The 13,094-nt window shown below is 64.8% G+C and carries 12 protein-coding genes and 2 pseudogenes; 5 read left to right on the top strand and 9 right to left on the bottom strand.

The window, feature by feature from the left end:
* Window positions 1-127: 127 nt before the first annotated feature.
* The 5 genes from gcvT to ACEQXE_RS03675 all read left to right on the top strand — a co-directional run bounded on the left by gcvT (window position 128) and on the right by ACEQXE_RS03675 (window position 5,535).
* Complete coding sequence (gene gcvT / locus ACEQXE_RS03695; RefSeq protein ID WP_370177594.1) at window positions 128-1,249, top strand: glycine cleavage system aminomethyltransferase GcvT; 1,122 nt, start codon at window positions 128-130, stop codon at window positions 1,247-1,249.
* Between the two features lie 4 nt (window positions 1,250-1,253).
* Entirely contained in the window at window positions 1,254-1,625 is a 372-nt protein-coding gene (gene gcvH, locus ACEQXE_RS03690) for a glycine cleavage system protein GcvH (RefSeq protein ID WP_370177593.1), read from the top strand.
* Between the two features lie 140 nt (window positions 1,626-1,765).
* A complete protein-coding gene (gene gcvPA / locus ACEQXE_RS03685) occupies window positions 1,766-3,133 on the top strand; it encodes an aminomethyl-transferring glycine dehydrogenase subunit GcvPA (RefSeq protein WP_370177592.1) in 1,368 nt (455 codons plus the stop codon).
* Window positions 3,130-4,791, top strand: a complete 1,662-nt coding sequence (gene gcvPB / locus ACEQXE_RS03680; RefSeq protein WP_370177591.1) for an aminomethyl-transferring glycine dehydrogenase subunit GcvPB — start codon at window positions 3,130-3,132, stop codon at window positions 4,789-4,791. Before gcvPA ends, gcvPB begins: the two co-directional genes overlap by 4 nt.
* A gap of 12 nt (window positions 4,792-4,803) precedes the next feature.
* The gene (locus ACEQXE_RS03675) at window positions 4,804-5,535 is read left to right on the top strand and encodes a hypothetical protein (protein ID WP_370177590.1); all 732 of its coding nucleotides are present in this window, start codon (window positions 4,804-4,806) and stop codon (window positions 5,533-5,535) included.
* 1 nt (window position 5,536) lies between these two features.
* Here the strand turns inward: ACEQXE_RS03675 and mmsB are convergent, their stop codons facing one another.
* The 9 genes and pseudogenes from mmsB to ACEQXE_RS03630 form a co-directional block, all read right to left on the bottom strand.
* Window positions 5,537-6,409, bottom strand: coding sequence for a 3-hydroxyisobutyrate dehydrogenase (gene mmsB / locus ACEQXE_RS03670; protein ID WP_370177589.1), 873 nt, complete (start codon window positions 6,407-6,409; stop codon window positions 5,537-5,539).
* A 153-nt stretch (window positions 6,410-6,562) separates the two neighbouring features.
* Window positions 6,563-7,345, bottom strand: a pseudogene (locus ACEQXE_RS03665) (enoyl-CoA hydratase-related protein).
* 109 nt (window positions 7,346-7,454) lie between these two features.
* Window positions 7,455-8,501, bottom strand: a pseudogene (locus tag ACEQXE_RS03660) (enoyl-CoA hydratase/isomerase family protein).
* Between the two features lie 2 nt (window positions 8,502-8,503).
* Window positions 8,504-9,655: an acyl-CoA dehydrogenase family protein gene (locus ACEQXE_RS03655; protein WP_370177588.1), complete on the bottom strand. Its 1,152-nt coding sequence runs from the start codon at window positions 9,653-9,655 to the stop codon at window positions 8,504-8,506.
* Window positions 9,656-9,715: 60 nt separating this feature from the next.
* Complete coding sequence (locus ACEQXE_RS03650) at window positions 9,716-10,270, bottom strand: hypothetical protein (RefSeq protein WP_370177587.1); 555 nt, start codon at window positions 10,268-10,270, stop codon at window positions 9,716-9,718.
* Window positions 10,267-10,800, bottom strand: coding sequence for a DUF1254 domain-containing protein (locus tag ACEQXE_RS03645; RefSeq protein ID WP_370177586.1), 534 nt, complete (start codon window positions 10,798-10,800; stop codon window positions 10,267-10,269). The genes ACEQXE_RS03650 and ACEQXE_RS03645 overlap by 4 nt, the downstream gene beginning before the upstream one ends.
* Window positions 10,797-11,399: a DUF1214 domain-containing protein gene (locus ACEQXE_RS03640; protein ID WP_370177585.1), complete on the bottom strand. Its 603-nt coding sequence runs from the start codon at window positions 11,397-11,399 to the stop codon at window positions 10,797-10,799. The genes ACEQXE_RS03645 and ACEQXE_RS03640 overlap by 4 nt, the downstream gene beginning before the upstream one ends.
* A 33-nt stretch (window positions 11,400-11,432) precedes the next feature.
* Entirely contained in the window at window positions 11,433-12,407 is a 975-nt protein-coding gene (locus ACEQXE_RS03635; RefSeq protein ID WP_370177584.1) for a polysaccharide deacetylase family protein, read from the bottom strand.
* A gap of 111 nt (window positions 12,408-12,518) precedes the next feature.
* Window positions 12,519-13,067 (bottom strand): hypothetical protein, encoded by a 549-nt coding sequence (locus ACEQXE_RS03630; protein WP_370177583.1) that lies wholly within the window; start codon window positions 13,065-13,067, stop codon window positions 12,519-12,521.
* Between the last annotated feature and the right edge of the window lie 27 nt (window positions 13,068-13,094).

Genomic DNA, 13,094 nt, shown 5'->3' with positions numbered 1-13,094 from the left:
TGGAAAGCGCTGCGCCGGAAACGGCAAGGCCACCGAAGGGGTAAGCTCTCAGGTATTCCGACAGAGGGGGCAGGCGGCAAGGATGCGCATTCACGCGCGTCTTCCCGCGTCTGTCGGATATGTTTGAATGAGCGAAGAAACCGAAACACCGCCGGAGAAGCTGCCGCTCGATGCATGGCACCGGGCGCAGGGCGCGCGGATGGTGCCTTTCGCGGGCTACGAGATGCCCATCCAGTATGAAGGTATCGTGGCCGAGCACGAGTGGACCCGCACCAGCGCGGGCCTGTTCGATGTGTCGCACATGGGCCAGCTGCTGCTCTCGGGCCCCGATCTCGACGCCGCGGTCGAGGCGGTGCTCCCGATCGACCTGTCGACCTTGAAGCTGGGCCAGCAGCGCTATTCGCTGCTGCTCGACGAGGATGGCGGCGTGCTCGACGACCTGATGGTCTCGCGCTGGCCCAACCACCTCTACCTGGTGGTCAACGGTGCGACCAAGTGGGACGATATCGGCCACCTGCGCGAGCACCTGCCTGACGATATCACCCTCAACCACCTGGAAGATCGCGCGCTGCTGGCGCTGCAGGGCCCGAAGGCGGCAGATGCGCTGGCACGGCATGCCGAGGGGCAATACCCGCTGGCCGCGCTCACCTTCATGAAGTTCGGGCAGTTCACCCTTGCGGGCCACGACGTGACCATCGCACGCGCCGGATACACGGGCGAGGACGGGTTCGAGATTTCGATTGCCGCCGATGCGGTGGAGGAAGTCGCGACGCTGCTTTGCGGCGAGCCCGAGGTGAAGCCCATCGGGCTCGGCGCGCGCGATTCGCTGCGGCTTGAAGCGGGCCTGCCGCTCTACGGGCATGACCTCTCCCCCGAAACCTCGCCCATCGAGGCGGGGCTGGTGTTCGGCATCAACAAGCGCCGCAGGACGGAAGGCGGCTACCCTGGTGCGGACCGGATCAATCGCGAGATCGTGGAAGGCACGGCGCGCAAATGGGTTGGCCTGACGCTGGAAGATCGCTTGCCCGCGCGCGAAGGTGCCGAAGTGTTTGCTGGCGATGAGCAGGTCGGTACCGTGACCAGCGGCGGGTTCTCGCCCACGTTGGGCCATCCGATCGCGGTGGCCTATGTCGATGCGGCGCATGCCGGGATCGATACTGAACTGGAATTGCAGGTTCGCAACAAGCGCCTGCCCGCGCGCGTCGCGAAAATGCCCTTTGTCCAACACCGTTATTACCGGGGGAGCTGAGTTCATGGCCCGATACTACACCGAAGACCACGAGTGGATCGAAGTCGAAGGCGAAGCCGCCACGGTCGGCATCACCGACTATGCGCAGGAGCAGCTGGGCGACATCGTGTTCGTCGAACTGCCCGACGAAGGCGCGGAGCTGGAAAAGAGCAAGGACGCGGCGGTGGTCGAATCCGTCAAGGCCGCGAGCGACGTCTACGCGCCGATCAGCGGCACCGTGATCGAGAGCAATTCCGCGCTCGAAGACGACCCCGCGCTGGTGAACTCCTCGCCCGAGGAAGACGGCTGGTTCTTCAAGCTGACCGTCGCCGACGAGAGCGAGCTGGAAGGCCTGATGGACGAAGCCGCCTACAAGACCTTCGTCGACGGGCTTTGATGCCGTGAGCCCCCTCCCCTTCAGGGGAGGGGGTTGGGGGTGGGGGCTTCCTCGTAACTGACACCACCCCGCTGCAACTAGGCAGCAAGCTGCCAAGTTTCGCTGCCCCTCCTCTGAAGAGGAGGGGGTTAGGAGATTGAATGCGCTACCTCCCCCTGACCGATGCCGACCGTGGCGAGATGCTCGCCAGAATCGGTGTGTCCAGCATCGACGACCTGTTCGTCGACGTGCCCGAAGAAGCACGGCTGCAAGGCCCGATCCACGGCCTGCCTACGCATGCGAGCGAGATGGCGGTGGAGCGGCACATGCGTACGCTCTCCAAGAAAAACCTAGCGGCAGCCGACGCGCCCTTCTTCCTCGGCGCAGGGGCATACCGACACCATATCCCGGCAAGCGTCGATCACATCATCCAGCGCGGCGAGTTCCTGACCGCCTACACGCCCTACCAGCCGGAAATCGCGCAGGGCACGCTGCAGATGCTGTTCGAGTTCCAGAGCCAGGTCGCGCGCCTCTATGGCTGCGCGGTGGCCAATGCCTCTATGTACGATGGCTCGACCGCGTGTTGGGAAGCGAGCGCGATGGCCAGCCGCATCGCGCGCGGCAAGCGCAAGAAGGTGGTGCTCTCGGGCGCGCTGCACCCGCACTATGCCGAGGTCGTGCGGACCATGGCGAAGTTTACCGAGGACGAGATCGCCGACGCGCTGCCGACGCTCGAGGGCTCGCCCGATCTCGACGGGCTGATCGACCGGATCGACGAGGATACGTCGTGCGTCGTCGTGCAGTACCCCGACATCCTCGGGCGCCTGTGCGACCTCGAAAAGATCAGTGAAGCCGCACACGCAAAGGGCGCGCTGGTGATCGCGGTCAACCTTGAGCCGGTGGCGCTGGGCGCGGTGAAATCGCCCGGCGAGATGGGCTCGGATATCGTAGTGGGTGAAGGGCAGGCGCTGGGCGTGGGCCTGCAGTTCGGCGGACCTTACCTCGGCCTGTTCGCGGTGCGCGACCAGAAGCACGTGCGCATGATGCCCGGGCGGCTATGTGGCGAGACGACCGATGCCGAGGGCAAGCGCGGCTACGTGCTGACGCTCTCCACGCGCGAGCAGCATATCAGGCGCGAGAAGGCGACCAGCAATATCTGCACCAATAGCGGGCTGTGCGCGCTTGCCTTCAATGTCCACATGAGCCTCTTGGGCGAGAAGGGGCTGCGGCAACTGGCGGCGGAGAACCACCGCCTTGCCTGCATCGCGGCGGACCGGCTGGCGGCGGTGCCGGGCGTGACCGTGCTGAACGACAGCTTCTTCAACGAGTTCACGATCAGGCTGGGGCAGGACGCGCGCGAAGTGGTGCGCACGCTGGCAGATCGCGGCATCCTTGCAGGCGTATCGCTCGGGCGGCTGTTCCCCAAGGTGGAGGCGCTGGCCGATGGCCTGCTCGTCACCGTCACCGAGACCACCAGTGAGGAGGATATCGCGATCCTTGCCGATTCCCTGAAGGAGGTGCTGGCATGAACAAGCCCAACACATCCGGCTGGAAGCCAACTGCACCAGTGGCGGGCGAAACCGACAGCCCGACCTTCACCGGCAACCGCGCACTGATGCTGGAAGAACCGCTAATCTTCGAGATCGGCCATATCGAGACCACCGGTGTCGATTTCAACTTCGCGAGCAAGTTGGACCTTGCTGGCGTCGAGCAGCCGACCCCGCCGAGCGATGCCCCGCCTTCGCGGCTGGCGGGCTTGGAGCGGAGCGATCCCATCGGGCTTCCCGGCCTGTCCGAACCCGAATGCGTACGCCACTACACGCGTCTCAGCCGCCAGAACTACGCGATCGATCTCGGGCTCTTCCCGCTCGGCAGTTGTACGATGAAGCACAACCCGCGCCTGAACGAGAAGGTGGCGCGGATGCCCGGCTTTGCCGATGTCCACCCGCTACAGCCTGTCGACACGGTGCGCGGCGCGCTGGAAGTCATCAACGAACTCGCTTTCTGGCTGCTTGGCCTGACCGGCATGCACTCGATCGCGATGAGCCCCAAGGCGGGCGCGCATGGCGAGCTGTGCGGCATCCTGTGCATTCGCGCAGCGCTGGAAGCGCGCGGCGACGCCCGCAAGGTGGTGCTGGTGCCCGAGAGTGCGCATGGCACCAACCCCGCCACTGCCGCCTTCGCCGGCTACGAGGTGGAGGATATCCCCGCGACCGCCGACGGGCGCGTAGATCTCGCCAAGCTCAAGGAACGTCTCGGCCCCGATGTCGCGGCGGTGATGATCACCAACCCCAACACCTGCGGGCTGTTCGAGCGTGACATGAAGGCGATTTCGGACGCGGTGCATGCGGCAGGCGGCTTCGTCTATTGCGATGGAGCGAACTTCAACGCCATCGTCGGCAAGGTACGCCCCGGCGACCTCGGCGTCGATGCGATGCACATCAACCTGCACAAGACCTTTTCCACCCCGCATGGCGGCGGTGGCCCGGGCTCGGGTCCGGTGGTCCTGTCCGAAGCGCTCTCACCCTTCGCGCCGCTGCCTTACACTGCGCGTACCGCCGACGGCGTGGTGCACCTCGTGGAGGAAGAGCAGGCCGACGAATTCGCGACCGAGCATTTCGGCGGCCCGCTGCAGCACTTCGGGCGGATGACCGCGTTCCACGGGCAGATGGGCATGTTCACGCGCGCGCTGACCTATATCCTCAGCCACGGAGTAGACGGGCTGGCGCAGGTGGCGGAGGACGCCGTGCTCAACGCCAACTATGTCCTGCGCAGTCTCGAAGACCTGCTCCACGCACCCTACGGAGACAGTGGCCCGTGCATGCATGAGGCGCTGTTCGGAGACAAAGGCTTTGCCGATGGGCTGACCACGCTCGATCTGGCCAAGGCGCTGATCGACGAAGGCTATCACCCGATGACGATGTACTTCCCGCTGGTGGTGCACGGCGCGATGCTGGTCGAACCGACCGAAACCGAGAGCAAGGCCGGGCTCGACCAGTTCATCGGTGCGCTGCGCAGCGTGGCGGAGCGCGCGCGCGCCGGCGACGAGAGCCTGAAGGCAGCGCCCTACTTCGCACCGCGCAGGCGGCTCGACGAAACACAGGCTGCACGCAAACCAATGCTGGCATGGGATGGCGAGCTTGCGCCTGCAGGCGCGCCAGTGCCGAGCGAGGTCGGCGGGCAGTAACCGGCGCGCGGTATGAAGATCGTCTTCAGCCGCAAGGGATTCGATACCCAGAACGGGCGCGGGCCCTCGCCGATCGTGGGCGGGAGGCCTGTTTCCCTGCCCATCCCGGACACCAAGGGTATTTCGCGCACGACTTACGGCGATCTCGGGCTCGGCGAACTGGCGCATGCAGCCAGCCGCGGTGCCTATGGTGCGGAGAGCCTGTGCCACAACGATCCGATGTTTCTGGACGACGGCCAGTGCGTGCTGGGCCAGTGCCAGAGCGCGCAGGGTCATCTCGCCAACCAGGGTGTGGGCGTGGGCGACGCGCTGCTGTTCTTCGGCCTGTTTCGCGAGCCCGGTGGAAAGCCGCATCACCGCATTTTCGGCTATCTCAAGATCGCCGAGGTTATCCCGCTGGCGGGTGCGGACGAGGCCACGCGCGATCGGTTCCGCGCGATGGATCATCCGCATGCGCTTGGCATGCATGGCACCAACGATACGCTCTATGTGGGCGAGGGCAGGACTGCCCGCACTGCGCCCGAAGCACTCAGGCTGACCGTGCCCGAAGGACCGCTGACCTTATGGACTCGCCCACCATGGCTGCGGCGCGGCGAGCTCACCTATTTCGGGACGAGCGACCGCAACTGGCCCGCGGGGCGCTTGTGGCGCACGGGCCCCGCGCAGGAATTCGTCGCCGATATCGGAGAGCGGGAGGAGCCGCGTGAATGGCTCGCGCAGATAATCGAGGCGATCTGTCGCTGACCTATTTATAGGTCTTGATAATCGCCGAGAAGTCGAGCCCGTCGTTGCCTGCGCCCGCAAAATCTTCGTAGAGGCTCGCCGCCCGCGCACCCAGCGGCACCGCAGCGTCGGCTTCTTCAGCTGCCGCCATGGCGAGCCGCAGGTCCTTCAGCATCAGCGCGGTTGCGAAGCCGCCCTGATAGTCCTTGTCGGCAGGGCTCTCGACACCCACGCCCGGAAGCGGAGTATAGGCATTGAGCGACCAGCAATAGCCCGAGGACTGCGACGAAATCTCGTAGAACTTCTGCGGGTCGAGGCCGAGCTTTTGCGCCATCTGCATCGCTTCCGAGACACCGATCATGCTGATCGCGAGCAGCATGTTGTTGCAGATCTTGGCGGTCTGGCCCGCGCCCGCAGCGCCCGCATGGATCACTGCCTTGCCCATGGCTTCGAGGATCGGTCTGGCTGCCGCGAACGCCTCTTCGCTGCCGCCCACCATGAAGGTCAGCGTGCCGCCATCCGCTGCGGCGATCCCGCCGGAGACGGGCGCATCGACCATCCCGTAACCCTTGGCGGTGGCCATTTCGGTCACTTCCTTGGCGGTTGCGACGTCGATGGTCGAGCAATCGAGCAGCGCCGCACCTTCGGGCGCGTGCCCGATCACGCTGTCCGAATAGACCGACTTCACGATGCCTCCGTTGGGGAGCATCGACACGACCGCATCGACGCCCTGTACCGCTTCCTTGGCATCGGTGAAGTTCTCGCAGCCGTTGCTCTTGGCCTTGGCGAGCGCGTCTTCGGACAGGTCGAACGCGCGCACTTCGTGGCCGTTCTTGACCAGGTTCGCGGCCATCCCGCCGCCCATGTTGCCCAGGCCGATAAAGGCGATTTTCATGTCACTCTCCAATTGCCCTCTCCCCGTCCGGGGAGAGGATACGCAGGCTTGCGAGCCTGCTCGCTAGCCGAAGTTGGAGAGGGGCGTTTTTGGGCCGATGGCTTGCAGGCCCCTCTCCCAACCCTCTCCCCTCAAGGGGAGAGGGCTATGGGATCACCGCCCCTTCCACTGTCCGTCGCGCTTCTCGATGAAGGCCTTCATGCCCTCGGCCTTGTCCTCGGTCGCGGTGAGGATCTGGAACAGGCGGCGTTCGTGGACGAGGCCCTGTCCAAGGAAGGTCTCGTAAGCGGCGTTGACCATTTCCTTGTTCACCATCGCGGCCATCGGCGGCATCCCGGCAATGGTGGCGGCGGTGGTTCGCGCTTCCTCCATCAGGCTCTCATGCGGCACGACGCGCGCAACGAGGCCGCTGCGTTAGGCTTCCTCGGCGTCCATCATCCTGCCGGTCAGGCACATTTCCATCGCCTTGGCCTTGCCGACCGCGCGGGTCAGCCGCTGCGATCCGCCCATGCCCGGCGCAACGCCCAGCTTGATCTCGGGCTGGCCGAACTTGGCCTTGTCGCTCGCGATGATAAAGTCCGCCATCATCGCCAGCTCGCATCCGCCGCCCAGCGCGAAGCCGTTGACCGCTGCGATCCACGGCTTGCGCACAGCCTCGACGATGTGGCTGGCCCACTTGGCGAAGAAATCTTCGTTGTAGAAATCCGCGGCAGGCTTGTCCGACATCTCCTTGATGTCCGCGCCAGCGGCGAACGCTTTGTCGCCGCTGCCCGTCAGGATCGCGCAGAGCTGGCTGTCATCGGCCTGGTAGGCGGCGAACGCCTCGATCAGCTCGTCGAGTACCACGGACGACAGCGCATTCAGTGCCTGCGGGCGGTTGAGCGTGATGATGGTGACCGCGCCGTTGGTTTCGGTGGTGATCGTTTCGTAGGGCATCCTATTCTCCATTCGTCATTCCCGCGAAGGCGGGAATCCAGCTCCCGATTGTTCCATCAGTGGCGTGTGCCGGAGATGGGTCCCTGCCTGCGCAGGGATGACGGGAGGGTTATAGCGGCGTCCACTCCTCGCCATCGGGCAGGGGGGCGAAGATCGCGTCGATCGTATCCTCGGTTATGCCCTCGGGCGTGGCGGGGTTCCATTGCGGGTCGCCGGTCTTGTCGACGATCAGCGCGCGGACCCCTTCGGCAAAATCGTGGCTCAGGAGCACGCGGCCCCCAATGCGGTATTCCATCCGCATTTCTTCCGCGAAGGTGCCCAGCGCCAGGCTCTCGGCCAGCTGGCGCAGCGCGACCTTGCAGCTGTGCGGGCTCTTGGTGCGCAGGGTCTTCAATTCCTTCGCCGCCCACTCGCTGCCGTCCGCTTCCAGCGCAGCGAGAATTTCTTCCAGCGTATCGCTCGCAAACAGCCGGTCGATATTCTCACGATTGGCGAGGATGCGTGCCTCGGGCGGGGCCTCCGAGGCGTCGTCGAGGATCGCCTGGATATTGCCCGGATCGGCGATGATTGCCGCCTTCACGCCCGCCAACTTCTCGCTCGAAATGTAATGCGTGGCGAGGCCGACCGCGTGGCATTCCGCCCCGTCCAGCCGCGCGCCGGTGAGTGCGAGGAAGGCTCCGATGCGACCCGGAAGGCGCGAAAGATACCAGCCTCAGCCGACATCGGGGAACAGGCCGATCCCCGTCTCGGGCATGGCGAACTTGGTGTTCTCGGTCGCGACGCGATAGGTCGCAGGCTGGCTGATGCCGACCCCGCCGCCCATCGTGATACCGTCCATGAAGGCGACCACCGGCTTGGTGTAGGTGAACAGCTGGTGGTTGAGGCGGTATTCCTCGTGGAAGAACGCGCGGCCTGTCTCGCCGCCATCGTTCAACGCCGAGTTGCGCAGCATGGCGATATCGCCGCCTGCGCAAAAGCCCCTGCCTTCGGCATGGTCGATCATCACCGCGGCGATGCCCTCATCGCCAGCCCATCCGGTCAGCGCGCCGATCATCGCGGTGCACATTTCGGTGGTCAGCGCATGCAGCGCCTTGGGCCGGTTGAGCGAGAGATGCCCGACCGCGCCGTGGGTGTGGATGTTGATCTGTTCGGTCATGGTCACCCGCCCTGCCGGAGCAGATCCCGACCCACGATCATCCGCATGACCTGGTTGGTGCCTTCGAGGATCGAGTGGACGCGCAGGTCGCGCCAATAGCGTTCGATCGGGTAATCCTTCAGGTACCCGTAACCGCCGAACAGCTGCAGCGCGTCGTTGACCACCTTTGAGCCGTTGTCGGTCGCCAGTCGTTTGGCCATCGCGGAAAAGCGCGATTTGTCGGGCGCGTCGTCGGTGACTTTCGCGGCCGCGAGATAGAGCAGCGCGCGTGCCGCCTCCAGGTCGGTCGCCATGTCGGCAAGCATGAACTGCGTGTTCTGGAAGTCGGCAATCGGCGTGTCGAACTGCTGGCGTTCCTTGGTGTACTTCACCGCCTCGTCGAGGCAGCGCTGTGCCCCGCCGAGCGAGCAGGCGCCGATGTTCAGCCGCCCGCCATCGAGCCCCATCATCGCGAAACGAAAGCCTTCACCTTCGTCGCCCACGCGGTTCTCGACCGGCACCTTGGCATCTTCGAAGATGACCTGCGCGGTCGGGCTGGCATTCCAGCCGAGCTTCTTTTCCGGGGCGCCGAAGCTGACGCCGGGCGTGTCCTTGTCGATCACGAGGCAGGTGATGCCCTTGGTCTTGTGCTCGCCAGTGCGGACCATCGTGACGTAGACATCGTTTACCCCGCCGCCCGAGATGAACTGCTTGGTGCCGTTGAGCACGTAGTGATCGTCATCCAGTACGGCCTGCGTCTTCAGGCCCGCCGCGTCGGACCCGCTGCCGGGTTCCGTGAGGCAGTAGGAGGCGATCTTTTCCATCGTTACGAGGCTGGGCAGGTATTTCTCCTTCACACCCGCTCCGCCGAACCGGTCGATCATCCAGCTCGCCATGTTGTGGATCGAGATATAGGCGCTGGTCGCAGGGCAGCCGTAGGCCATCGCTTCCATAATCAGTGCGGCTTCGAGGCGGCCCAGGCCGATCCCGCCACCCTCTTCGGATACGTAGATCGCTCCGAAGCCGAGTTCGGCGCTTTTCTTGATCGTGTCGACGGGGAAGATCTTTTCCTCGTCCCACTTGCCGGCATGCGGCGTGATGTTGTCGGCGGTGAACCGCTGCGCCATGTCCTGGATCGCGAGCTGGTCTTCGGTGAGCTGGAATTGTCCGGTCATGCTGCGCGGCCTAGCCCCGCGAGCCGATCAAGAAAAGGGGTTGCGACCGCCGACGTTACGTCACGCCGGGCAGCGGCGGCGAATGGTACCGGTCCCGGAGTCCGAAATCACACGCGTGGCTAACTGCTCGCCGCCCTTGACCAGGCTCATGGCGTATTCGCTGGTCCAGGTTTCGCCTTCGCCCGCCATCGCGAGGGTAAGGACGATGCCCGGTTTGCCGCGCCTTACGGTGGTGACCTCGCCTTGCGATTCATAGAAGGTGACCGTCCCGGGGCGGATCGTCAGATACATCTCCGATCCCTCTTCGCACGGGCCGTCGATGGCATCCCACTGGCCAAGGAAGCGTGCAGGGATTGCGGTCAGCGTGGCATCCGCGTCGGGATTGGCCAGCACGGGCGCCTCGGGCATCGCTGCCGCTTCGGGCGCATCGCCGTCGTCGCTTTCGATCTGCACGGGCGCCTCGCTCGGCGCGTCTTGCGTCGGCGTGGTCACGGTGACCTCTTCGCCGTCCACCGCAATAGTGGTTTCGTCGGGCGAGGAAGGGCGCGAACCGGTATCGCATCCGGCCAGCAGGGCCAGGCTCGCCAGCATCATCGCAGCATGGGCTGCTCTCATTCCCCGTCTCCCGTATCCGTTGTCGCCTCGCAGCGGTCTCCTGCCGAAATCCCGGCCACCTCGCGATAGGCCGCATCGCTGGGTGCAAGCCGCCGGATCAGGATGATGCCCTTTTCGCTCGGGCTGACAAGATCGTTGGGCTGGGCGCTGGCGCCGGGAGGCAGCAGTACCGCGTCAATGCCTTCACCACTATCTCTCAGAGTGGCGAAGTTGTTCGTCTGCGCATCGAAGAACGAGACCGAGGAATAGTCGCTCCATGGCTCGGCGTGAACGATCAGGGGCTGACGATCGCTGGCACTGAAATCGAACAGGCACAGTGAATAGGCGAGGTCGGGGGAGGGGCGAACGACCCGCTGGGTTTCTGGCGTCATCCGTTCCGCAAGGGCGAAGGCATTGGTGGGCACGTCGCGTTCTTCCATGGCGGCCATGGCCTTGCCCATGATGAAGCTGGGGGCGCCGAACAGTACGACGGCATGCCCGGCGGCAATCGAGGCGAGCAGAACCAGAATGATCACGAAGGCCCGCATCATGCGTCTCCTTCACAGCCGAGGCGCGAAATGCGCGGCGCGTTGACCGATCGAGCCGGATTTTCGAGCAGTGCCGGCGAAGGCACATAGAGCCGCAGGGTCAGGTCGAACGTCCCTGCGTTGTTGCTGGAGATCCAGTGCTCGGCTTCCTCGGGGCGCTGCGGGGCGATCATGACCGACCATGCGCCCTCACCGAGGGCGCTTGCGTCGACCGACAGCGCGTCGTCGTCGTTCATGGGCAGGCGGCTATCTGCATCGTAGAGCGTGATCGACCACCAGCGCGCGTCCTGCCCCTTGCCCGAGAGACGATAGGTGCATGTTTCGCGCAGGGGCTGGCCCTTATCGTCGGCAGAACGGACAAAATAGATCGCTTCGCTTTGTGCGAGGCCCAGCAAGCCGTGGCGTGCGACACGCGCGCGGGTGTAGGGATTGGCGGTTTCCGAACCGACGGACAGATCGGCGCGCCATCCGTCGACCGTAACCGCGGAGATTCCACCGATCCCGCCCTTGGCCGGCCACAGACCGGCAGCGATCAGCGCCGATGCACCGCCGATAGCCAGCCCGACCAGCACGGCGGCGAGAAGTCCGAGGATGAACCGCATTGTCGCCACGGTTAGCAGATTGCGCGCAAAACGTCAGTCGTTCTTTGCCGGTTCCTGTCCCAGAACGCGCCTGTCGAACCATTCCTGCGCCAGCTTGGTGTCGTTTCCACGGTACCAGCGCGGTGCGGGGGCACCTGCCTCCCACGCTACCATTTCGGTCAGCGTGCCTTGCGCTGATGGCGTGTCGAAGCTCTTCGCATAGGCACCGAATGGATCGGTAAAAGCTTCGTCCGCGCTGATAATCGTCCATCCTCTCGCCCGCAGCGCGTCTATCAGGTCGCCGATCCACAGCGCGGCAATATCGGTTTCGTGCAGCAGCATGACGTGTGCGGGGGAACGACCGATCACCTGCCGCGCAAGCTGGTCGTAGAACTCGGCTGCCTCGACATGGGCCTCGACGTAAAGATCGCGGAAAGCGTCGAGGTCGATCGCCTTGCCCTCGGCCTTCGCCGTTGTCGCCGCGCCTTCGTAAAACCAGTCGCTCGCATCGATTGTGACATAGCCGTTGACCAGATCACGCTCTGCCAGCGCATCGCGTATCGCATCGCGCTTCGCCTTGTCCGCGCGGCCTTCGTCCAGGTAGGGATACCGGAACCAGGGGCGGTTGCCGTCTTGGGCATTCAGCCACTCGGCGGCGGCGTCGATATCCGCAACATATGCCTCAACATCGGTTTGCGAGAGACGCGGGTGTGTGGCCGTGTGGTTGGCCAGCACGTGGCCAGCGTCGACATATGCCGAGATGCGGCGTTCATCGTCTGCGGATTTGATGTGCCCCGGGTTGACGAAGAAAGCCGCTTGATCGACCCCGGCCTCGCTCAGGTTGGCGATCAGCATGCTCGTGCGTTCGTCCTCGCTCAGGAATGCGCCCGGGCCGCGAGGGGCATCGTCGAAGGTCAGTGCAATGCGCTTGCCGGTGGCCGGTTGCGGAGCGACGTCACCGGCGTGGGTGCAAGCCGCCAGCACCACCAGCATGGCACAGACCATTAGCTTTCGAGCGTTCCGGATCATTCTACCCCCACATGCACCATGCAGATCCGGCCGAATGAAGTGCCTACTATGATGCGCGAGGCAACCTGTTGCGCGTTGTAGTGTGGCTTTTCCGCGTCTTCGTGCGCGCTCCTAACCGGGAGGGCAGCGGCGATAGAGCGTTCTCCCCTGCTCACCCGCATCGAAGTTCTGGACGGTGAGCGTCTTGGCCACCGGGTCGACACGGAATGCCAGTTCGGCGCGGCTAGGGGTGTCGGCATAAGTCGTGTCGAAAACCCCACGGATATGGCCCTCGCTGCGATCCGAGACTGTCATGAACCGGCCGCCCGTCTCGAAATAGGAATAGCTGTCGGCCCGGATGTGCAGCACCTTGCCCATGTTTTCGGACTTGTAATTGTCGCACTGCTCGGCGGTCACCGGGGCGCCGCCGGTCTCTCTCCACTTGCCGCGGATCGCTGTGGGGAAGGTCCGCGCGAAAGCGCTCGGTTCCTCGATGTCGTCCGCGTGTTCGGGCATGCTCGGCGCATCGGGCGGGCCCGCGCCGTCGCCGATCCCGCCATCAGGCTCGACCGGCATGGGTTTTTCGGTCCCTGTCCCATCGGGGGTGGCTTCGGGTTCGGGCGCTTCGGCACAGGCAGTCATGGCGAGCGCGGCGGTGGCGGCGAAGGCGGCGATGCGCATGGATTGTGTCCTCGCGATGCTAGTTGG

The sequence above is a fragment of the Alteriqipengyuania sp. genome (genome assembly GCF_964222115.1).
Classification (GTDB): Bacteria; Pseudomonadota; Alphaproteobacteria; order Sphingomonadales; family Sphingomonadaceae; genus Alteriqipengyuania.
This window is presented reverse-complemented; position numbering and strand designations above follow the sequence as displayed.

Bases quoted from the DNA above. Each gene is read 5' to 3' on its own strand.
- ACEQXE_RS03675 (WP_370177590.1), top strand. From the start codon at position 4,804: ATGAAGATCGTCTTCAGCCGCAAGGGATTCGATACCCAGAACGGGCGC.
- gcvPA (WP_370177592.1), top strand. From the start codon at position 1,766: ATGCGCTACCTCCCCCTGACCGATGCCGACCGTGGCGAGATGCTCGCC.
- gcvH (WP_370177593.1), top strand. From the start codon at position 1,254: ATGGCCCGATACTACACCGAAGACCACGAGTGGATCGAAGTCGAAGGC.
- gcvT (WP_370177594.1), top strand. From the start codon at position 128: ATGAGCGAAGAAACCGAAACACCGCCGGAGAAGCTGCCGCTCGATGCA.
- ACEQXE_RS03645 (WP_370177586.1), bottom strand. From the start codon at position 10,800: ATGATGCGGGCCTTCGTGATCATTCTGGTTCTGCTCGCCTCGATTGCC.
- gcvPB (WP_370177591.1), top strand. From the start codon at position 3,130: ATGAACAAGCCCAACACATCCGGCTGGAAGCCAACTGCACCAGTGGCG.
- ACEQXE_RS03635 (WP_370177584.1), bottom strand. From the start codon at position 12,407: ATGATCCGGAACGCTCGAAAGCTAATGGTCTGTGCCATGCTGGTGGTG.
- ACEQXE_RS03630 (WP_370177583.1), bottom strand. From the start codon at position 13,067: ATGCGCATCGCCGCCTTCGCCGCCACCGCCGCGCTCGCCATGACTGCC.
- ACEQXE_RS03655 (WP_370177588.1), bottom strand. From the start codon at position 9,655: ATGACCGGACAATTCCAGCTCACCGAAGACCAGCTCGCGATCCAGGAC.
- ACEQXE_RS03650 (WP_370177587.1), bottom strand. From the start codon at position 10,270: ATGAGAGCAGCCCATGCTGCGATGATGCTGGCGAGCCTGGCCCTGCTG.
- ACEQXE_RS03640 (WP_370177585.1), bottom strand. From the start codon at position 11,399: ATGCGGTTCATCCTCGGACTTCTCGCCGCCGTGCTGGTCGGGCTGGCT.
- mmsB (WP_370177589.1), bottom strand. From the start codon at position 6,409: ATGAAAATCGCCTTTATCGGCCTGGGCAACATGGGCGGCGGGATGGCC.